The organism is Sphingomonas sp. GW821-FHT04B01 (genome assembly GCF_059420425.1).
Genome location: NZ_JBWKTR010000009.1, coordinates 68448 through 88700, shown reverse-complemented (window position 1 = coordinate 88700; position 20253 = coordinate 68448). Strand labels below are relative to the sequence as shown.

Genomic DNA, 20253 nt, shown 5'->3' with positions numbered 1-20253 from the left:
ATGACCGCTGACGACCTTCGCAAGCAAATCCGCCAGCTTGTCGGGCAATATGCTGAAGCGCAATTCGCGCCGAAGCCGTTCGTCCCCGGCGAGACGGTGATTCCGCCCGCCGGCAAGGTGATCGGCGCGCCCGAGATCGAGCTGATGGTCGAGGCCTCACTCGACGGCTGGCTGACTACCGGTCGGTTCAACACCGAATTCGAGGCCGGGCTTGCCAAGCTGCTCGGCGCGCCGTTCGTCCTCACCACCACCTCGGGCTCGTCGGCGAACCTGCTCGCGCTATCGTGCCTGACCAGCCACAAGCTTGGCGATCGTCGTCTCAAGCCCGGGGACGAGGTGATCACCGTCGCGGCCGGCTTCCCGACCACAGTCAACCCGTCAATCCAGCACGGTTTGGTACCTGTGTTCGTCGACGTTGATGTGCCGACCTATAATATCGACGCCAGCCTGATTGAGGCGGCGATCACCGACAAGACCGGCGCGATCATGATCGCCCATACGCTCGGCAACCCGTTCAACCTCGCCGAAGTGCGCCGCATCTGCGACGAGCACGATCTCTGGCTGGTCGAGGATTGCTGCGATGCCTTGGGCGCGACCTATCTCGATGCCAAGACCGGCGCACACAAGAACGTCGGCCTGTGGGGCGACGTCGCTACGGTTAGCTTCTACCCCGCCCATCACATTACGATGGGCGAAGGCGGCGCGGTCTTCACCCAGTCGCTGGAACTGAAGCCGATCATCGAGAGCATCCGTGACTGGGGTCGCGATTGCTATTGCGCTCCGGGCTGCGACAACACCTGTGGCTCGCGCTTCGGCCAGCAGCACGGCACGCTGCCGTTCGGCTACGACCACAAATATGTCTACAGCCACCTGGGCTATAATCTCAAAATTACCGACATGCAGGCGGCTTGCGGCCTTGCCCAGCTCGATCGTGCCGACGGCTTTGTCGCGGCGCGCCGGCGCAATTTCGACCTGCTGACGGAGCGCCTCAAGGGGATGGAAGAGATCTTCATCCTGCCCGAGGCGACGCCGGATTCGAACCCGTCCTGGTTCGGCTATCCGCTGATGCTGCGCGACGGCGTCGATGCCAAGCGCGTCGACCTCACCCGTTTCCTTGATCAAAACAAGATTGGCACGCGGCTGCTGTTTGCGGGCAATCTCACCCGTCAGCCATATTTCGAACACGTCAACTATCGCGTCGTTGGCGATCTGACCCGTACCGACCAAGTGATGAACAACACCTTTTGGCTGGGGCTCTTCCCGGCGCTGGGCCAGACGCAGTTCGACTATGTCGGTGAGAAGCTCGAAGAATTCTTCGGGCTAAATTTCTAAACTATATCATGTCAACAGTTCTTGTCACCGGTGCTTCAGGCTTTCTGGGGGCACACGTCGCCGCGGGTGCGGCTGCCCGAGGATATGACGTGCGTGCGGCGTTGCGTGGCTCGAGCAATCGCCGACGGCTCAATTGCCTCGCGCCAAATGTCGCTACGCTTGAGCTCGACCTCGCTGATCGCAGCGGCGATCTTGCCTCGGTATTAACTGGCGTTGATGCAATTATCCATTGCGCTGCCTATGGCGTCGATTACCGCCAGTCCGACTTCGCCACGGCGCTCGACCTCAATGTTACGGCGTCGATGCGTCTTGCAGAGGCAGCAGCCACATCGGGGTGTCGCTTCATTCACATCGGCACTTCCTATGAATATGGCACGGAAGATGGCACGCTTGCCGAAGATCGCCGGCTCGTCCCCACCGGTGTATATGGCGTCACCAAGGCTGCCGCGTCGCTGGCGCTTCAGGATCTTGCTCGGCGTACTGGCGCGCCGGTAGCCGTTGTCCGCCCGTTCAGCATGTACGGACCTCTTGAAGGGGATCACAAGTTCGTCCCCATGGTCATGGCGGCCAGTCGCCAGGGCCGACTGGTTGACCTAACACCAGGCGATCAAGAACGTGACTACCTCTATGTGGGCGATGTCGTGACGGCCTGTCTAGATCTTGCTACCGCCCAGGTTTTTCCGAATGGTGAGATTTTTAATATTTGCTCAGGATACGGCATCAGCCTGCGTACGCTAGCTGCGGCTGCAGTGATTGCAGTGGACGGAGATCCAACCGTGCTGCGTTGGGGAGCGAAACCATATCGGCCGGCGGAAAGTATGCGGGTCGTCGGTGATCCTACGAAGATCAACGCAGCAATCGGCTGGCAGGCGACTACCCCGCTGACTTGCGGTATGGCGCAGACGGCTGCAGCCGTAAGCCTGTAGATATCCAAGGAGACGGACAGTGAGACTTCTAGTGACTGGCGGCTGCGGCTTTCTTGGCAGCAACCTGTCGGCAGCCGCAATGGAGCGCGGCATCGAGTTGATGGTGTTCGATAATCTTTCCCGCACCGGGTCGGCACAAAATCTTGACTGGCTACGAAGTCAGGGCAGCGTCACGCACGTGCACGGCGATATCCGCAATGTTAACGACGTAACACGAACGATCCGAGAATTCAAGCCAGACGCCGTGTTTCATGTCGCTGGCCAAGTCGCCATGACGACATCGATCGCCAACCCGCGTCTTGATTTTGAAATTAACGCCATGGGAGCGCTTAATGTTCTTGAGGCCGTGCGTGATCATGTTCCGGATGCCGCCGTTCTTTTCAGTTCATCCAACAAAGTGTATGGGGATTTAGAGTATATTCGCTATCAAGAGACTGATACGCGCTATGTCGATCCCGATCATCCCAACGGTTTAGACGAACGAACCCTACTCGACTTCCAGTCGCCTTATGGCTGCTCGAAGGGCACTGCCGACCAATATATGCAAGACTTTGCGCGTGTTTATGGGCTTAAGACGCTCGTGTTCCGTCATTCTTCTATGTATGGATCGCGTCAATTCGGCACTGCCGACCAAGGCTGGATCGCTTGGTTCTGTTCGCAGGCAGTCAAGATTAGTCAGGGCCTGCTAGACAAGCCATTCACCATCGCTGGTAATGGCAAGCAGGTTCGCGACGTGCTTGAGGCGCGCGACATGGCGCGTCTCTATTTTGCAGGACTGGAACATATAGAGCGCGCCAAGGGAGAGGTTCTTAATGTCGGGGGCGGTATGGAGAACAGCCTGTCGTTGCTTGAGCTATTTGCGCTGCTCGAGGAATTGACCGGTGCTAAAATGGAATATGAGCAACTGCCAGCCCGATTTAGTGATCAACGCGTTTTCGTGGCTGATCTTGCCAAGGCTAGGACATTGCTCGATTGGGTGCCGCAGGTCAGTGCGCGCGAGGGGATCGGCAACGCCGTATCCTGGGCGCGACAGGTCATGATGTCGAACCGCTGAGCGACACCGGCCGGACGATGATACGCGTTCCGCATGTCTGGATTGTGGCCGGTGGTGGCTGGGTAGGGCGCGGCCTACAGGTCGCGGCACAACTCGCGGCAGTGCGCATCCTGACCGATAGCCTTGGTACGACTGGCTATGGCGCATTCGCGGTTCTCGGCAGCCTAGTCGGCTGGTTTGCCCTTAGCGATTTTAGCATCGCGATCAGCTTGCAGAACCACATTTCGGAACGACGAGCAAGCGAGAACGAAGTAGAGGACATCATCTTTACTGCGACGCTATTGTCCGGCGGAGCGGCATCATTTGTTGTATTGAGTATGATCATCGCAGGCCCTTGGCTCGCCAGGATGCTGCTTGGGGAGTTTGGCGAACTATCAGATGTCGACCGTACTCTCGCATTCTATGCGATGGCCTTTCCAGGTATCGGTACCGCCCTAGGGGGCGTGATCTACAAGGTATGGTTTGCACAACATCGCGGGTATCTGTCTAACCTGGTACCAGCGATGGGAACGGTTCTTGGCACGCTTGCGGTATGGGGAGTAGCGCATCTTTCCGTCAAATCGCAGCTGCCGTGGAGCATCTTTCTCTACTACGCCCCGGTCGCTGTGCTTCCTATAATTGCGCTCGTTCGAACTGCGTGGCGTACCAAGCATCACCAATTTCGAAACGATTTGGTCATGCCTTTGCTGCAGCGAGCGGCACGCTTCTGGATTTTTGGTCTGCTTGCCGCTGCCGTTCTGCAAGTCGATTATATCATTATGGCGCGGGTCTTACCCGCTCGAGATATCGTCATCTACAATGTCGCAACGAAGCTATTTCAACTGGTGTTTTTCGTCTACAATGCTTTGCTCCTTGCACTGTGGCCGGTGTGTAGCGAAGCGATCGTGCATGGTGATTGGCATCGTGTCTTATCGATGGTTAAGCGTTACATTGCAATTGGGATTGGGTTTGTTATAGCCTGTGGGTTGGCTGTTGCTGTATTTAATCCTTTTATCGTTCATATTATTGCACCAACTTTGTCTAGTTCATTACCTATACTTCTTATAGTGCTACTTACTATTTATATAGGGGTGCGTGTATGGACAGACACATTTGCGATGGTGCTTCAAAGTATGAATGATCTCAGTATATTTTGGTTGGCTGTGCCCTTTCAGTCGATCCTTAGCATAGTACTCCAAGTATTTGGAGCTCATTTCTTTGGCCTTGAAGGAATGGTTGCTGGCCTGATTGCTTGTTTTTTGCTGACCGTCGCATGGATATTGCCGATTCGCTGTCTATCACATGCGCGCCGTAGTATTGTGGCGACGTAAAGGGAACATTATGCGCCTTTCAATTTGCATACCAACTTTTAATAGGGCTGAACAGCTTCCGATGCTGCTGGACAGCATAGCGGCCCAAAGCGGTCATGGCTTCGATGTGGAAGTCGTAATTAGCGATAATGCCTCCACAGATGAAACGGATACTGTGGTCGATCGGTACCGAGAAACATTCCCTAATCTGACCTTCTCAAGGTCAGAGACGAATCAGGGGCCCGACAGGAACTTTCTACGCGCGGTCGAATTGGCATCGGGTGATTTTTGTTGGTTGTTTGGTAGCGATGACAAGCTCGAGCCGGGTGCCTTTGCTCATATCGAGAAAGCCTTGGCCCGGCACCCTGACATCGCGGGCATCAGCGTCGCAGCCCAGGGATATAATGATGATCTGCTGACACCGTTGACTATTCCTGACCCGATTGCGCTTGGTTTTGCAGAGGATACGTTGCTCGAAGGACGCAACATCATTGCTAGTAAGATCGGAGCGTCGTTCGGATATCTATCAAGTCTGATCGTGCGACGCGACCTATGGATGGCCGTCGTTCGGGAACAGCCGGTTGATCAATACCTCAACAGCTATGTCCATATTTATGTCATCCTCAAGATGCTCGCGGCCTTACCTATGTGGCTTTGCATTCCGATACGATTGATCGGCTGGCGCAGCGGCAATGACTCTTTCCTGAAGCTTGGTCAATTCAATCGAATGAGAATTGATGTCTTTGGATATGATCAAGTTTTTGGTGATGTCATTGGCCGAAACAATCTAGCGTATCACCGGGTGATGGAGAAAGTTTCCTCCGTACATGTCCATATGCATTTACGGGCAGCGCGTTTACGCGGCGAAAAGCGTGAATATTGGCAAAAGGCATTGCCGTTGACGGTCCGTCACTATTGGCGATACCCGAATTTCTGGTTGAAATCGTTCCCGCTCTTCCTGGTTCCCTCAATCGCGGTGCGAGCCGCTCGCTGGGGATATCAACGTACGCTAAAACCGGCCTCACAGAAATCCCAGTAGGAATATCATGAGCATCGCCTCGGAAGCCCTTTCGCAATTTGCCGGCCGGCGCATTTTGGTGCTCGGCGACATCATGCTGGATACCTTCGTCTATGGTCACTGCGCACGGATCTCGCCCGAGGCGCCTATACCAATTGTGCGGATCGAGCGTGAGAATGTTATGCTGGGCGGGGCGGGCAACGTCGCGCGCAATGTCGCCGCCTTGGGCGGCTCGGCGGTCTTGATCGGCCTGATTGGCGACGATGCCGCGGGCACATCCCTGCGGGCGCAGGTTGCGGCGGATCCGGGGATTGAAGCCGATTTGATCACCGACGGGCGGCCTACGACCCAGAAAATCCGGTATATCGCCGCTCAGCAGCAGATGTTGCGCGCGGATATCGAGCAAGCGGATGCCGCTGATCACGGGCCGCTGCTGGCCGCGGTCGAACGGCATCTGGTCGACGTCGATGCGGTGGTGCTGTCCGACTATGCCAAGGGCGTGCTGACCCCGCCACTGCTAACCGCGGTGATCGCCGCGGCGCGAGCGGCCGGCAAGCCGATAGTGGCGGACCCCAAGAGCGCGGATGTCGCCCGCTATGATGGTGTTACGCTGATGACCCCCAACGTCAGCGAGGCAACTGCGGCGGCCGGGATTGCTTGCGACGGTGCCGATGACGAGGTCGAGATCGCGGCGGATCGCCTCTTGGCCCGGATGCCGGGATCGCCTGCGCTGTTGATCACCCGCGGTGCCAAGGGCATGACGCTGGTGGAGCGCGGAAGCACGCCACAACATCTTCCGGCGCTGGCCCGGGCGGTATTCGATGTATCCGGTGCGGGCGATACCGTCATTGCGACGCTGGCGCTGGGACTCGCCAGCGGCTTATCAGTGGTCGCAGCGACCGAACTTGCCAATGTCGCGGCGGGCATGGCGGTGAGCAAACCGGGCACTGCGGTGGTCACCACCGATGAACTTTCGCATGAGCTGCGTCAGGAACGTGTCCAATCGACCGACCGCAAGATCGTATCGCTCGACGAGGCCATCAGTATCGTCACGGGTTGGCGAGAGGAGGGAAAACGGGTTGGCTTCACCAATGGATGTTTCGATCTTATCCATCCCGGTCATGTCTCTCAACTCGCCCAGGCGCGTGCGGCATGCGACCATCTGATTGTCGGCCTGAACACTGATGCGTCGATCCAGCGCTTGAAGGGGCCAAGCCGGCCGGTGCAGCGCGAAGACGCGCGCGCCATCGTGCTTGCCAGCCTCGCCCCCGTTGATCTTGTCATCCTGTTTGACGACGATACGCCGCTCGAACTTATCGCAGCGATCCGACCCGATCTGTTGATCAAGGGCAAGGATTATACCGTCGAGCAGGTGGTGGGGTCTGATCTGGTACTTGGCTATGGCGGCAAGGTCCTGCTGGCCGATCTGTCTCCGGGTCACAGCACCAGTGATATCATTGCCCGTCTTACGCAAAAGGTCGCCTAGCCATGTTTCTTGTTACGGGCGGGGCCGGGATGATCGGCTCCAACATCGTCGCCGAATTGACCGCGGCTGGTCATGAGACGGTGATATGCGACTGGCTGCGTCAGGACGAGCGCTGGCGTAATCTCGTCCACCACGACGTTGCCGATGTCATCCCACCGGAAGCGCTGTCGGGCTGGCTAGCAGCCCATGGCGGCCGACTACGCGGGATCGTCCATATGGGAGCGATCAGTGCGACCACCGAGACTGATGTCGATGCCATCGTGCGCAATAACATCCGATTGACGCTGGATCTTTGGGATTGGTGTGTCGAGCACCGCGTACCGTTCGTCTATGCGTCGTCCGCCGCGACCTATGGTAATGGCAGCGCCGGGTTCGACGATGCGTTTTCCCGCACTGCACTGGCCAGATTGGTGCCGCTCAACGCTTATGGCTGGAGCAAGCATTTTGTTGATCGGCGGATCGCCGCGATCGTCGAAGCGGGCGGCCCGACGCCGCCTCATTGGGCGGGGCTGAAGTTCTTCAATGTCTATGGTCCCAATGAATATCACAAGGGCTCGATGCAGAGCGTCGTTGCACACAATACCCGGCGTATTGCTGATGGTGAGCCGTTGCGGCTGTTTCGCAGTTACAATCCGAAATTTACTGATGGCGGGCAGGTTCGCGATTTCATCTATGTCAAAGATGCTGCCCGTGTGGCCATATGGCTGCTGACGCAGCCGGACGTATCAGGTTTGTTCAATCTCGGTACGGGACAGGCGCGCTCTTGGCTCGATCTCGGGCGTAGCGTGTTTGCAGCGCTGGACCTGCCCGAACGGATCGAATTCATCGCGATGCCGGATCAGTTGAGGGGAAAGTATCAATATTTTACGCAGGCGGCGATGGGGCGGCTGCGTGCCGCCGGCTATAGCGTACCGTTCACGTCGCTGGAGGACGGTGTCGCTGACTATGTCCAGAATTATCTATGCGTCGACGATCCCTACCGATGATCGCTGGGCGGTAGGACGTTTACCACGGTCGCCATGACGTCGTCGGCCGTAGTCTGTCGGAGGCAAGCCATTGCTTCGCATCCTGAGCGGTTGCAGGGTGAGCAAAGTACCGGCTGGACCAGAACCGTCGCCTGATCGCTGTACGGCCGCCATTGTGCCACCTTGTTAGTACCGGTGAAGAGACTGATCGTCGGGACATCGAACAGCGCCGCGACGTGGCCGGTTGCGGTATCCGGGCAGATGACCAGTGCGGCATGCGCGACGATACTGACGAATCCCTCCCAATCGACCCGCCCCGCCATGTCGATCGTGCCAGGGCGGTCCTTAGCCAAAGCAGCCGTCATGGCCAATTCTGTCTGACCGGCCCCAGTGAACACCAGGATGAGGTCTGGTCGGTCGTGACGCAGACGATCCGCCAGTTCGTGCCAGCGGGACAGGCCCCAATCCTTGAAGTCAGCGCCGGCGCCGGGATGGAGTACAACATAAGGGCCGACGTGCGCCAGTTCCGGCGGCAGGCCGCTTACCGCCGCTTTTGCGCGACGGGGCTGCACCGCATCGGGGGCAAACGGCCGAGCCGGATCAATCGCGTCAAGAAGGTCACGATAATGATCCGCCATCGCGCGGTCATCATCCTGCCACTCGATTGGCCGAGACAGCAAGGGGCCAAAGCCACCACTTGTATAGCCAATTCTCAACGGGATTCCCGCCCGAAAGAAGAGGGGGTGAGCGGGAGGATAAAGGTTTAAAAGGTCAATGCCCACGTCGTACGACAGATGACGGATTTCGGCCAAGGTACGCTTACGACTACGGCGATAGCGTCGCTTTTTTTCGGCGATGGGCGTCGATGACCGGTCGAGGCGCCATTGATCGATAACATGAAGATGATCGATCAGACCGGTGTGTTCGATCGCCGCCTTAGCCCAGGGACCGACGATCATGCCAATTTCTGCCGTTGGATAGCGCTGTCGTAATGCCCGCAACACGCCGGTAGAAATGATCACGTCGCCCAGATGCGCCCAGTTGGCGACCAATATCCGCTGCGGATCAATTACGCCTTGCCGTCGTCTTACCGGGACGAGCCGAAGGCTGGCGTCGATGATCATCATCGCAATCGCGTTGCGCCAATGGCGCATGAAATAGCGACCGCGCATTTTGGGTTGAGGGACTGCGTAGCACTGAAGATCAGAAATCGGATGATCAGTCATCGGACTGTACCCGCAGATATTCGGAAAATGCCAGAAATATGTGATAGAAGGTACTTGCCGGAATGGTGTGTACCAATGGCTCACCACGATCATCTACCCAATCGACCCACGTGCCTGGGATGGGGCGATCCAGATAGGTTGCGAACAGACTTTCGACGATTGCGTCAGCACGGGGGTCAAGTGGGGTGTCGCGCGCCTCGGCCAAGGCGATCTGTGCCTTCAGCGCTTCAGCCTGCGGCCACGATCGAGTGGTCGATCGCCGCATCCTGCCTTGCGTGTCGACTTCATCACAGACGCGACCGCTCAGCGGTGCAAACCCGTAGCGCTGTGTAAAGGCGTCCAGCGCATAAGCCTCCGCGGACAGGGGCTGCCCTATACGGTCGGCGTACCATTTCAGCAGCCAGATCCATTCACAATGATGTCCCGGCTCGACGATTTGACCCTCGTCGCCTGACGCAGGACACCAATTGCCGTCGTAGTATTCCCGCAATGCTCCTGCTTCATGTTCGAACATATGATTGCGGAAGATCGAGAAAATTTCGTTCGCGCGATCAAGAAAGCGAGCATCGCCGGTTGCATCGAACGCGGCGAGGACTGCTTCAAACAGATGCATATGGGGATTCTGGTGAAGCGCGAGACTGCCTTGGTCGTCCAGCAGATACCCCGGGCCATTCGGATGACGGAGCAGGCGCTGAATTGCCGCATCAAGGTCTAGAATGACGGCTTTTACATCCCTGCGGTGGCTTGCCCGATAATACCAGCTAAACGCAAAGAGCAAAAACGCATGATCGTAGCTGTCACGGCGTGAATCTATCACCATGCCCACCCGCGAGACGGAATGGACGAAACCGGCGTCAATTCCTTGTGGACAGGCATGCCGCAAAAGAAATTCATAGGCTTGTGATGCGATAGCATCGGCGCCGGGCATCATCCCCAAAACGTGTGCGTGAGAATAGACGTAGAGTTGGCGGGCCTGAACACGGACGCGTTTTGGAGCAGCCCAGTCAGGGCTGCCGTTCGGGAGAAGCCGCTCGACAAAGCCGCCTTGCTCGCGATCAACGCCGATATCAGCCCAGAGCGGCAAAGCTGATTGGGTTAGCCAGTGATGCACGCGATCTGGTAGGATCATTGCAAATGGTCCTTCTGATTATCCATATCCACTTGATGTAACTGGTTCAGGATCGATTGCGTAAAGGCGGCAAGATCCTGGCCGCCGAACAGATGGCCGCGTAATCCGGCGGCTGCCGCCGCCTCGATATCGCCGGGCTTGTCGCCGATGAGAAACGACGACTCCAGATTGATCTGCCATGACTGCGCCAAATCCAAAATCATACCAGGCGCCGGCTTGCGGCATACGCAGACCTGTCGATAGCGGGGCAATATGGCATCCGGATGATGTGGGCAGAAGCGAATATCGTCGATGATTGCGCCTTGTGCGGCCAACACGCCGATCATATAAGCATGGATATCGAGCAACGTTGACTCGTTAAAATAATTTCGAGCAATACCGGACTGATTTGTTACAATAAAAACAAAGAATCCCGCATCGTGGCAGGCGCGGATCGCCAAGGCTGCGCCTGGCATCAATTCAAATCGGGCTATACTGTCGATATAGCCGTGATCGACATTTATGACGCCATCTCTGTCGAAAAATACGGCTTTACGCAATCGGTTCGGGTGTGGCGGCACATTCGAGGGCGGAAGGGCATTGCAGGCAACCATTCGGCTCCCATAGGGGAACCCGAACAGGGCGGCTAGCGGCCACACGGATCTCCGCCGTTGCCTTGACTTGCCAGGGGATTACTACGATGGCCGCCGGGAAGCCTAAACCGTAGGGAAGACATCGATGGGAGCGCTGAAAAACTTAGTCCAGCGAGCGACGGATTATGAAAATCCATCGTCCTTGGGCTTCAAGCTACGCCAGCGTCGATCAGCGATCATCCGTGAATTGATCGAAGAAATTTATCAGCAAAAGGGTTCGGTTAGCATCCTCGATAGTGGCGGGCGCCGTCACTACTGGAAGATATTCGGCGACGAATACCTCACGTCGCGGAACGTGCGGATCCATATGGTAAATATGGAGAACCCCGAGGCAGAAGACGAAATTTTTCAGTCGAGCCTGGCTGATGCCTGTGCGCTTCCTTTCCCTGATAACAGCTTTGACATGGTTCATTCCAATTCCGTCGTAGAGCATGTCGGACGATGGGGCAGTATGAAGGCATTTGCTGGCGAGGTAAGGCGACTGGCGCCAAGCTACTACGTGCAAACACCCAATTTTTGGTTTCCGATCGAACCGCATTATGGCGTTCCGTTCATTCATTGGTTGCCGCAACAGGCCCGTGCGTCGCTGCTTACCAAGATGTCGCTAGGCCGCTTCGGGCGTACCAATGACATTGGTCAAGCGCTCGATATCGTTCAGGAAAATGACCTTTTGACGGTGCCACAGATTAAAGCGCTTTTCCCAGATGCCGAAGTGCGTATCGAACGTCTGGCCGGCATGCCAAAATCGCTGATCGCCATCCGTCGCAGCCGTTAAGGAATGTCTGCTGGGGATCGTGTGCCGGGATAGAGTGATGGTGGATTGATCCGGCTACCGACGTCGAGCATGCCAGACTCTGTGTCTCGACACAGGGTGCCGACTTGTGTGCCGTGGTCAACGCCTTGGGGCGAATCAGACACGTTTGGACTGTCAGAGGTGGGTTTGCGGAGGCGGCGCGATGGCGCTGATTGAGGTTGCCGATCAAATTGGCTATTGCCCAATGGATTTTGTCAAAGCCAATGATACGTAAATAAGGTAATGCGTTCGCATGTTGGACAATATGGATCCGCATAATCAAAGGTGCGATATCCAGTCTGAGCAGCAACCGGCATCCAGCATGCATCCTTCCGGGGCACATTGGCGGCCTCGAAGCGCATTGCTGCAGTTTAGAGCGGTATTCTATCTCTTCTGCGTCGATGCCGCAGCTATTTTGACTGGATTCATGCTAGCTGCGATTCCTCGGTATGCGTTGTCGCTTGATACGGGATGGCTGGTATTTGCGCTGGTACTAATCCCACTTCACGCTCTCATTGCGTCTAATATGGACGCTTACGATGCTGCCAATTTGCAGGATCCGTTTCGCGCTATCCGGCGGGGTTTGCAAGCCGTTGTGCTTGCAGCCGGTTGCGTCCTTCTTGCAATCTTCTTTCTCAAATCTGGAACGACTTTCTCTCGGTTGAGTATTGGTTTTGGTTGCGTCCTAACTATATCTTTACTCGGCATCGGCCGATACTTCTTTGTGCGGCACCTTGAAGACATTGTTGGAGGTAATCCGTTTAGTTCGATCCTATTGTGCGATCGAGGCGCACCAATCCCGCCGGGTGAATTTTCGATGGTGATGGCCGCGGAATCATATTTCGATCCTGAAGAACATGATCCACACATGTACGACCGGTTGGCGACGCTGATTGCAAGCGCTGATCGCGTCGTTGTGACTTGTGTACCTCAGCGTCGGCAGGCATGGGCGCAAGCTTTGCGTGGTGCCAATATTCAAAGCGAGATTGTCATACCTGAATTGACTACACTTGCGCCGCTTGGCTTAGGTCTAAACCGTGATGTACCGACAATCATCGTGGCTGCTGGTCCGCTTGATTTAATGGATCGTATTGTCAAGCGGACATTCGACCTGATTGCGGCAATATTGTCTATTATGTGCCTTTTGCCTATATTTATGTTAACGGCAATTGCTATTCGGCTTGATAGTGCTGGGGCAATTTTGTTTAGACAAGTGCGTATTGGTCGCGGCAATCAAATGTTCCGAATGTATAAATTTCGCTCTATGTACGTCCGCGAGCTCGACAGCGAGGGGCATCGATCGACGTCTCGTGGTGACGACCGTGTGACGAAAGTGGGGCGCTTCATCCGTCGAACAAGTATCGACGAATTACCTCAGCTTATCAATGTGCTGAAGGGGGATATGAGCATTGTTGGGCCACGGCCCCATGCCTTGGGCTCGCGAGCAGCGGACAAACTATTCTGGGAAGTAGATCAGCGTTATTGGGGTCGGCATGCGACCAAACCGGGTCTTACCGGCCTAGCCCAGATTCGTGGTTATCGAGGCGCAACTTTAGTCGAAGATGATTTGAAGAATCGTCTGCATGCCGATCTCGAATATTTAGAAAACTGGTCGATATGGCGTGATCTTAAGATCATTTTCCTTACAGTTCGGGTCATCCTGCATCGGAACGCATTCTAGCGCCGGTTGACCCAAATGCATGTGGCATCCAGCGATTGGCCCCGGCCGTATCGTCTGACGCCTTGCACTGTGTCCGATAACCGTGATTCTCGGACACAGCGCTGGCGCTCACTGATCCGCCATGGCACAGCCATGTTATGGCTCCTCCCCGCCGCCCTGCCGCGCCCCCGATCGATCCCGCCGCGCTGACGCTCCCCACATTCGCGCCCGAGCAACCCGCGCTTCCCGCGATCCTCAACGACAAGATCGAGCAGGCGGCGGCCTATGCCCGCGCCGCCCGCGCCGGGGCGACGCGGCGCGCGTATGAATCGGATTGGGCGATCTTCAGCGCCTGGTGTGCGGCGCATCAGCTCGTCGCGTTGCCGGCGACGCCCGAGGTGGTGGCGGTGTTCGCCAGCGACCAGGCGGTCGGCGGGCTCAACCCGGCGACGATCGGGCGGCGGATCGCGGCGATCGGTCATTACCACCGCGCCGGCGGCCACCCCGCGCCGACCGCCCTGCCCACCGCCGGGCGGCTGGCGGAGGTGCTCGCTGGCATCCGCGCCGAACATGGTGGGGCGAAGCGCCGCAAGCAGCCCGCCGATGCCGCGGCGCTGCGCAACATGCTCGCGGGGATCGAGGGCGACGGGCTCCGGGCGGTGCGCGATCGCGCGATCCTGGCGGTGGGCATGGCCGCGGCGCTGCGCCGTTCGGAGATCGTCGCGCTCGGCGTCGAACATGTCGGGCTGGTTCCCGAGGGATTGCGGCTGACCATCGCGCGCTCGAAGACCGACCGGATCGGTGCCGGTGCGGTGATCGCCATTCCGGAGGGCTCGCGGATCCGCCCCAAGGCGCTGCTGCTCGCCTGGATGGCCGCGGCGGGGCACGATTCCGGCCCCCTGTTCCGCCGGCTGTCGCGCAGCGATGCGCTGACCGGGGATGCGATGTCCGATCGGGCGATCGCCCGGCTGGTCCAGCAGCATGCCGCCGCAGCGGGCTATGACCCGACGCAATTCGCCGGTCATTCGCTGCGCGCCGGCTTCCTGACCGAAGGCGCGGCGCAGGGGGCGACGATCTTCAAGCTGCAGGAGGTCAGCCGCCACAAATCGGTGCAGGTCCTGTCCGATTACGTGCGCAATGCCGAGCTGTTCCGCGATCACGCCGGCCAGCGGTTCCTCTAGTCTAGCGCTCGCGCAGCGCCGACAGCGAGAAGCTGACCGGCACGGTCAGTTCGATGCGCTCGGCGCGCGTCGGCGGGATCGGCGGGAACGGTACGGCATGCGCGACCGCGGCGGTCGCGGCATGGTCGAGCAGCGCCGAGCCGGACGACGCGACCAGCACCACGCCGAGCAGGCCACCGTTGCGGGTGACGGTGAAGCGGACCAGCGCGGTGCCCTCGATCCCGGCGCTGCGGGCCGCTTCGGGATAGGCCTTTCGCTTCGCCAGCCGCGCCAGAACCTGCCCTTCCCAGCTCGTCTCGCTCGCCCCGGCCGGGGCGACGGCGGGCGGTGCATCGGGGGTCGGCGGTGCGGCGGGAGGGGGCGCGGGATGCGGCAGGGCGGGCGCAGGCGGTGTCGGCGCGCTGGCGGCGGCCGACGCGGGCAGGCTGCGGACGATCGGCACCGGCGCCTGCAGCGGCGCGGGCACGGGGGGCGGCACCGGCACGCTCGCCTGATGCTGCGGCGTCACTTGTCGTGCGACGTGCGGCTGCACCGGGACCGGGGGAGAGGCCGGTGGGGCGGCGTCGATGTCGAACAGCATCAGCGATGGCGGGGGCGGAGCCGGCACGACGGCGTCGTGCAGGTGGACGCCGGCCGCCGCGATCGCGACGACCAGCATCGCTGCCGTACAGAGACGTCCCGCCCACCGGCACCGCGGGCAGCCGCGATAGCCGCCGGACGGGCCGGCGATCGTCACGCGCGAGGCCGCGACCGGGACGGGCACCGTAACGGCGCCCGCCGGTCTGCTGCGCGGCTCACAACCGCTGGGTGAGCGTCAGCCGCACCGTCCGCCCGGAGGCGGGCACCCAGGTGGTCGACATGACGTCATAATAGAAGCGATCGCCGATATTCTCGGCGCTGAGGTCGAGCCGGGTCGACGCCCAGGGCTGGAACTGGACGAAGCCGCCCCAGATCGTCTCGTTGTTGAAGGTCTGCGCCGCCTCGGTGGTGACGCGGGCACCGAAGACGTTCACCCGGGCGCCGAGGGTCAGCGCGCGATCGAACAGGCGCACGCCGAGCGTGCCGCTGCCCGAATAGCGCGGCGGGACATAGACGCGCTGGTAATCGGAGACGAACGGCGTCTCGTCACACTGATCCTGCGTCATGCAATATTCGACGTGATCGTAGCGCGTATAGGCGCCCTCGGCGAACAGGCGGCCGATGTCGTAGCTGCCGCTCACCTCGTAGCCGCGGAAGTCAGCGTGATCGATGTTGTACGGCGTGCGCCACCATTTGTAGCCGCCCTCGGTGCAATATCGCTTCTGGTTGCACTGGCGGCGGATGACATAGTCCTGATTGTGGTTGTCGAACCGCGACACCTTCAGCCGGAGCCGATCGCCAGCGAAGAGCAGACCGTCGCGCAACACGTTGACGCCGAATTCGATGTTGTGCGCTCGCTCGGGACGCAGATTGGGGTTGGGCACCAGATAGGTCCAAGCCATCGCCATCGTCCATTCGCGCAGGCTGACCGGGCGATAGCCCTCGGCATAAGAGGCGTAGACGCCGATGCCCCGGAACGGCGACAGCGTGATGCCGCCGGAGACCGTCGTGCCGCTGCCGCTGTCGATCTTGGACACCGCCCGCAACTCCTTGGTGCTGCGCGGATCGTCGTCGGCGAGATCACGGCGCAGACGATAATATACGTAGCGGGCGCTGCCGTTGAGCGTCAGCCAGTCGGCGACGTCGATGCGGTTGTCGGTGAACAGGCTGGTGATCTGCCGCTCGCCGTTGGCGTTGAGCAGCATGGCCGGTTCCTGCATGTCATCGCGCGCCTTTTCCAGCGCGAGCGAAATGCCGTTGCTGCTGGTCAGCACCGCGTCGCCGGGCAATTCCGCCACCGAACGATTGACCAGCGACGCGCCGGTGTTGCGGGTGTGGAACGGCGCGTCGGACGCGATGCTGCTCTCGACCTTGTCGACCACCGCGCCCTGCACGGTCAGATCGATCAGCGACTGCCCCGCCGGCTTGAACCCGTATTTCGCGGTATAGGTATCGGTCTTGGCGAATTGTTCGGGCTTCTGGTTCTTGCCCTGCGCCCAGAACAACTCGCTCTCCCAGGACTCACCGTAGCGGCTGTCGTAACGGATATAGCCGAGTTCCAGGCTGTGCTCCGGCGCGACGTGCCACGTCGCCTTGAGCAGGCCGGAGGTGGTGTGCTGGCTGGTGTTGAGCACCTCCTCGCCGCGGTCATATTCACCGACCGGCTCGCCACCCTGGCGGCCGGCGAAGTAATTGCCCTGGTCGCGTCGCGACACCGCCGCGACGAGATCGACGCGGGCGAAGCGCGCGCCGAGCGCGACGCTGCCGAAATGGTTGCGGAGCGCCGGCCAGTCGCCGTCGCGGAACCGCGGATGGAAATCCTCGTCCTTGTCGCCGAACCGGCCGCCCGATGCGCCGATCTCGGGCGGCGACACGGTGTTGCTGCCGATGCTGCCGCGCAGGCGCAGCGCGTAGTGCTCGCCTTCGGGCACCAGGTCGCCGACCCGCAGGGTCGAGATGTTGACCACGCCCCCGGTATAGCCCGCCCCGGCTGGCCCGCCGGTCGGTCCTTTGTCGATCTCGATGCCGCCGATCAGTTCGGGGTCGATCGACAGGCGGTTGTTGCTGCCGGTGTAGCCGCGATAGTCGGAGCTGGCCGATTGCGCGCCGTCGACCAGCATCGCGACGCGGCTGGCGCCCTGCAGCCCACGGATGTTGACGTCGAGCGTGTTGCCGATGTTGGCGCCGCTCGAGATCACCCCGGGTGCGGTCTTCAGGATGTCGCCGATCGCGGTCGGCGGGATCCGGTCGATCGCGGCGCGCGTGACATAGGCCGATGAGCCGGCGGTGCGGAACGGCCGGTCGGCCTCGTCGCGGCGGGTGCCGCCGGCGCCGCGGCCGGCCGCATCGTCGCCCGCGCCGGCGACGTGGAGCGTGGCGAGCGCGACATGCTCGCCTTCGCCGTCGGCCTTTGCCGCGGTGTCGGGCAGCAGGGTCAGCGATCGCCCTTCCAGCCGCCCGTGCAGACCGGTGCCGGCGAGCAGCCGGGCCAGTGCCGCCTCACGCGACAGCGTGCCGCTGACCCCGGCGGTCTGCTTGTCGCGGGCGAGTTCGGCCGGATAGGACAATTGCAGATCGGCCTGTTCGGCGAACCGCCGCATCGCCTGTGCCAGCGGTCCCGCCGCGACGTTGAAGCTGCGCGGCTGTTCCGCCGCCTGCTGCGCGCGCGCCACGCCGACCGCCATCGTCGCCGATGCCGCCAGCATCGCCGGCACCATCGCGCCGCGGATCACCCTGCCGAACCGTATCATGAAGCCCCCCAAACGCTAATGATTGTCATTACCGTTACGGAAGACGAACGATCGACGGGATACCCGACCCGGCATCCAAAATAATCAGCCGGCGTAGAGGATCGTCACCCCGCCGAGATCGAGACGGCGCAGGCCGAGCGACGACGCGATCAGCGCCAGCGCCGCTTCGGGACGATCGAGATCGTAGACGCCATCGACGTGGCGCTGCGCCGCGCGCGGCGACAGGAGGATGCGGCCATGGCGATAGGGCTGCAACGCCGCGATCACATCGCCCAGCGGCTGATCGTCGGCGATCAGCCGGCCGCGGAGCAGCGCGACGGCGGCATCGCGATCGAAGCGGCGGTCGGGTGCCAATATACCGTCGGCGGTATAACGGACCTGCCAGCCTTCGCGCAGCGACGTCCCGCCGCGACCGGTGCGCACCTCGACGCGATGCTGGAGGACATCGACCTCGGTCGCGCCGGCGTCGCGCCGTACGATGAAGGCGGTGCCGCGGGCGATTGCCTGGCCGTCGCCGCTGGCGACCGCGAACGGGCGGGCGGGATCGCGGCGGACCGCGAAGGCGGCGGTGCCGCGCAACAGGCGCAGGTCGCGGCGGTTGGCGTGCATGTGCCACGCCAGCGCGCTCTGCGGTCCGAGCCACGCCTGCGAGCCGTCGGGCAGGCGGATCAGCCGGCGCTCGCCGATGCCGGTGATCGCATCCGCCTGCCACCGCAGCCGTAGCGCGTCGCCGGCCGGGATCAGCACGGCGAGCGTCGCGGCCGCGGCGCTCGCCGCGAGTGCAAGCCGCGGTCGCGTCCCTATCGCGTTGCCGACGCGGCGACGCGGCCGGCGCGGCGGCACGCGCATTGACGTCGGCGGCAGCAGGATCGTCGCGAGCCGGTCGTAGGCGGCGGCATGCGCCGGGTCCGCCGCCAGCCATGCGGCGAAGGCGCGCGTCTCGCGGCGCGACAGCGGCCCCGCGTCGAGGCGGACGACCCAATGCGCCGCTTCCTCTTCCGGCGGTGCGTCGCGTGGCGGCTGGCGCGTCATGATCCCGGTCCTTCCGATCCTGCTCCCTGCAAGACCAGACGGCCGGGCGCGGCGAAACCCGACCTCGTCCCGGCAGTCACGGGTCGGGTTCGTCGAGCGTGCGGGCGATCTGGGCGAGCGCGAGGCGCAGATGCTTTTCGACCATGCCGCGGCTGATGTTCATCCGCTCGGCGATCGTCGCCTGGTCGAGATCCTCGAAGCGGCGCATCAGGAACGCCTCGCGTGCCCGCGGCGGCAGCGTGTCGGCGAGGCGGCGGATGCGGGCGAGCCGGTCGCGGGCCAGCGCCTGCGTCTCGGGCGAGGCGGCGCGGTCGGCGACATCCTCGACGCGATCGCCCGCGTCGACCAGCACCTGCGCGGCGCGGCGATGCCTGGCGCCGCGGTCGATGACGACGCTGCGCACGACGCGGAACAGATAGGCGGCGGGGTCGAGGACATGGCCCTGGCGCAGGCCGGGGAGCGCGCGCAGCCAGGCTTCCTGAACGATGTCGCCCGATTCCTCGCGCGGCGCCAGCCGGCCGACGAAACGACGCAACCGGCGATCGAGATCTGCAATGTCACGCACGATCACGGGCGACTATCAATAATGATAATCACCCGCAACAAGGAATCGTATACTCAGATTATGTGCGTCGACGCCTCGACGTGTCGACACCGCGACGGGTCGATAGATGCATCAGCCGCCGACGGGTGAGCGGCGGATCCTCGAACAGGTCGCGGATGGCGCGCCGGCGGAAGGCGTTCCACCAGCGTTGCCAGCGATGTTCGGCGGCATCGTGGAGCATGTGGCAGCGCTGGCACAGAGCGGCGAGATTGGCGGCGGCATTGTTGCCGGGATCGTGGTCGAGATGCGCGCAGGCGAGCACGACATAAGTGGTGCGCACGCCGGCGAGCGGCACCGCACCGCGCCGCATCGCGATGCGGCGGCCGTCGCCGTCGCGCCAGCCGGTCGCGGCGCCGTCCCACCAGCGACCGTCGCCGAGATGCGCGACATGGCGGCGATGCGGCCGGCGGCAGCGCTCGCAGCGCGCGCCGGCGCGTACGAAGCGGATGGCGCTCGACACCTGCGGCCAGTCGATCGGGTAGAGCCAGCGGTTTTCGGCGCGGATCGGCATCGCGATTCTATGAATCATCGCCGAGTCGCCGCCAAGCGTTATGTGAACAGATCGTGACGAAACCAAAATGCGTGAGGAAACGTTTC

18 protein-coding genes are annotated in these 20253 nt (G+C 61.0%); 10 read left to right on the top strand and 8 right to left on the bottom strand.

Going from position 1 to position 20253, the window contains the following annotated elements; all coding sequences use genetic code 11:
• The 7 genes from rfbH to rfaD are packed head-to-tail and all read left to right on the top strand — an operon-like array spanning position 1 to position 8091.
• Positions 1-1332: a lipopolysaccharide biosynthesis protein RfbH gene (gene rfbH, locus AC07UH_RS18095; RefSeq protein WP_495181400.1), complete on the top strand. Its 1332-nt coding sequence runs from the start codon at positions 1-3 to the stop codon at positions 1330-1332.
• An 8-nt stretch (positions 1333-1340) separates the two neighbouring features.
• Positions 1341-2258 carry an NAD-dependent epimerase/dehydratase family protein gene (locus AC07UH_RS18090; protein ID WP_495181399.1) on the top strand — a complete coding sequence of 306 codons (918 nt, stop codon included), beginning with the start codon at positions 1341-1343 and terminating at the stop codon, positions 2256-2258.
• Between the two features lie 19 nt (positions 2259-2277).
• A complete protein-coding gene (locus AC07UH_RS18085; protein WP_495181398.1) occupies positions 2278-3312 on the top strand; it encodes a GDP-mannose 4,6-dehydratase in 1035 nt (344 codons plus the stop codon).
• Positions 3313-3329: 17 nt separating this feature from the next.
• On the top strand, positions 3330-4622 hold the full coding sequence (locus AC07UH_RS18080; RefSeq protein ID WP_495193961.1) for an MATE family efflux transporter: 1293 nt from the start codon (positions 3330-3332) through the stop codon (positions 4620-4622).
• On the top strand, positions 4594-5640 hold the full coding sequence (locus tag AC07UH_RS18075; protein WP_495181396.1) for a glycosyltransferase family 2 protein: 1047 nt from the start codon (positions 4594-4596) through the stop codon (positions 5638-5640). Before AC07UH_RS18080 ends, AC07UH_RS18075 begins: the two co-directional genes overlap by 29 nt.
• 7 nt (positions 5641-5647) lie before the next feature.
• Complete coding sequence (rfaE1, locus tag AC07UH_RS18070; RefSeq protein WP_495181395.1) at positions 5648-7105, top strand: D-glycero-beta-D-manno-heptose-7-phosphate kinase; 1458 nt, start codon at positions 5648-5650, stop codon at positions 7103-7105.
• Positions 7106-7107: 2 nt separating this feature from the next.
• Entirely contained in the window at positions 7108-8091 is a 984-nt protein-coding gene (rfaD, locus tag AC07UH_RS18065; RefSeq protein ID WP_495181394.1) for an ADP-glyceromanno-heptose 6-epimerase, read from the top strand.
• On the opposite strand, the gene AC07UH_RS18060 is transcribed toward rfaD, so the two are convergent.
• From AC07UH_RS18060 to AC07UH_RS18050, 3 genes are read right to left on the bottom strand one after another with little or no spacing between them, the layout of a single operon-like run.
• A complete protein-coding gene (locus AC07UH_RS18060; RefSeq protein ID WP_495181393.1) occupies positions 8082-9296 on the bottom strand; it encodes a glycosyltransferase family 9 protein in 1215 nt (404 codons plus the stop codon). The genes rfaD and AC07UH_RS18060 overlap by 10 nt on opposite strands.
• Entirely contained in the window at positions 9289-10425 is a 1137-nt protein-coding gene (locus AC07UH_RS18055) for an AGE family epimerase/isomerase (protein ID WP_495181392.1), read from the bottom strand. Before AC07UH_RS18055 ends, AC07UH_RS18060 begins: the two co-directional genes overlap by 8 nt.
• Positions 10422-11018, bottom strand: coding sequence for a D-glycero-alpha-D-manno-heptose-1,7-bisphosphate 7-phosphatase (locus AC07UH_RS18050; protein WP_495181391.1), 597 nt, complete (start codon positions 11016-11018; stop codon positions 10422-10424). Before AC07UH_RS18050 ends, AC07UH_RS18055 begins: the two co-directional genes overlap by 4 nt.
• Before the next feature lie 124 nt (positions 11019-11142).
• Between AC07UH_RS18050 and AC07UH_RS18045 the strand changes: the two genes are divergently transcribed.
• From AC07UH_RS18045 to AC07UH_RS18035, 3 genes are all read left to right on the top strand, one after another.
• Positions 11143-11832, top strand: a complete 690-nt coding sequence (locus AC07UH_RS18045; protein ID WP_495181390.1) for a methyltransferase domain-containing protein — start codon at positions 11143-11145, stop codon at positions 11830-11832.
• A 271-nt stretch (positions 11833-12103) separates the two neighbouring features.
• Positions 12104-13531, top strand: coding sequence for a sugar transferase (locus AC07UH_RS18040; RefSeq protein ID WP_495181389.1), 1428 nt, complete (start codon positions 12104-12106; stop codon positions 13529-13531).
• Positions 13532-13668: 137 nt separating this feature from the next.
• Complete coding sequence (locus tag AC07UH_RS18035) at positions 13669-14691, top strand: site-specific integrase (RefSeq protein ID WP_495181388.1); 1023 nt, start codon at positions 13669-13671, stop codon at positions 14689-14691.
• 1 nt (position 14692) lies between these two features.
• Here the strand turns inward: AC07UH_RS18035 and AC07UH_RS18030 are convergent, their stop codons facing one another.
• The 5 genes from AC07UH_RS18030 to AC07UH_RS18010 all read right to left on the bottom strand — a co-directional run bounded on the left by AC07UH_RS18030 (position 14693) and on the right by AC07UH_RS18010 (position 20185).
• Entirely contained in the window at positions 14693-15454 is a 762-nt protein-coding gene (locus tag AC07UH_RS18030) for an energy transducer TonB (RefSeq protein ID WP_495181387.1), read from the bottom strand.
• 31 nt (positions 15455-15485) lie between these two features.
• Entirely contained in the window at positions 15486-18020 is a 2535-nt protein-coding gene (locus tag AC07UH_RS18025; RefSeq protein WP_495181386.1) for a TonB-dependent receptor, read from the bottom strand.
• Positions 18021-18104: 84 nt separating this feature from the next.
• Positions 18105-19052 carry a FecR family protein gene (locus AC07UH_RS18020; protein WP_495181385.1) on the bottom strand — a complete coding sequence of 316 codons (948 nt, stop codon included), beginning with the start codon at positions 19050-19052 and terminating at the stop codon, positions 18105-18107.
• Between the two features lie 76 nt (positions 19053-19128).
• A complete protein-coding gene (locus AC07UH_RS18015; RefSeq protein WP_495193960.1) occupies positions 19129-19623 on the bottom strand; it encodes an RNA polymerase sigma factor in 495 nt (164 codons plus the stop codon).
• A gap of 52 nt (positions 19624-19675) precedes the next feature.
• Positions 19676-20185 carry a hypothetical protein gene (locus AC07UH_RS18010; protein ID WP_495181383.1) on the bottom strand — a complete coding sequence of 170 codons (510 nt, stop codon included), beginning with the start codon at positions 20183-20185 and terminating at the stop codon, positions 19676-19678.
• Between the last annotated feature and the right edge of the window lie 68 nt (positions 20186-20253).

Coding starts and splice junctions, on each gene's coding strand:
- rfbH (WP_495181400.1), top strand. CDS start 1: ATGACCGCTGACGACCTTCGCAAGCAAATCCGCCAGCTTGTCGGGCAA.
- AC07UH_RS18090 (WP_495181399.1), top strand. CDS start 1,341: ATGTCAACAGTTCTTGTCACCGGTGCTTCAGGCTTTCTGGGGGCACAC.
- AC07UH_RS18080 (WP_495193961.1), top strand. CDS start 3,330: ATGATACGCGTTCCGCATGTCTGGATTGTGGCCGGTGGTGGCTGGGTA.
- AC07UH_RS18075 (WP_495181396.1), top strand. CDS start 4,594: ATGCGCGCCGTAGTATTGTGGCGACGTAAAGGGAACATTATGCGCCTT.
- rfaE1 (WP_495181395.1), top strand. CDS start 5,648: ATGAGCATCGCCTCGGAAGCCCTTTCGCAATTTGCCGGCCGGCGCATT.
- rfaD (WP_495181394.1), top strand. CDS start 7,108: ATGTTTCTTGTTACGGGCGGGGCCGGGATGATCGGCTCCAACATCGTC.
- AC07UH_RS18060 (WP_495181393.1), bottom strand. CDS start 9,296: ATGACTGATCATCCGATTTCTGATCTTCAGTGCTACGCAGTCCCTCAA.
- AC07UH_RS18055 (WP_495181392.1), bottom strand. CDS start 10,425: ATGATCCTACCAGATCGCGTGCATCACTGGCTAACCCAATCAGCTTTG.
- AC07UH_RS18050 (WP_495181391.1), bottom strand. CDS start 11,018: ATGGTTGCCTGCAATGCCCTTCCGCCCTCGAATGTGCCGCCACACCCG.
- AC07UH_RS18045 (WP_495181390.1), top strand. CDS start 11,143: ATGGGAGCGCTGAAAAACTTAGTCCAGCGAGCGACGGATTATGAAAAT.
- AC07UH_RS18040 (WP_495181389.1), top strand. CDS start 12,104: ATGTTGGACAATATGGATCCGCATAATCAAAGGTGCGATATCCAGTCT.
- AC07UH_RS18035 (WP_495181388.1), top strand. CDS start 13,669: ATGGCTCCTCCCCGCCGCCCTGCCGCGCCCCCGATCGATCCCGCCGCG.
- AC07UH_RS18025 (WP_495181386.1), bottom strand. CDS start 18,020: ATGATACGGTTCGGCAGGGTGATCCGCGGCGCGATGGTGCCGGCGATG.
- AC07UH_RS18020 (WP_495181385.1), bottom strand. CDS start 19,052: ATGACGCGCCAGCCGCCACGCGACGCACCGCCGGAAGAGGAAGCGGCG.
- AC07UH_RS18010 (WP_495181383.1), bottom strand. CDS start 20,185: ATGATTCATAGAATCGCGATGCCGATCCGCGCCGAAAACCGCTGGCTC.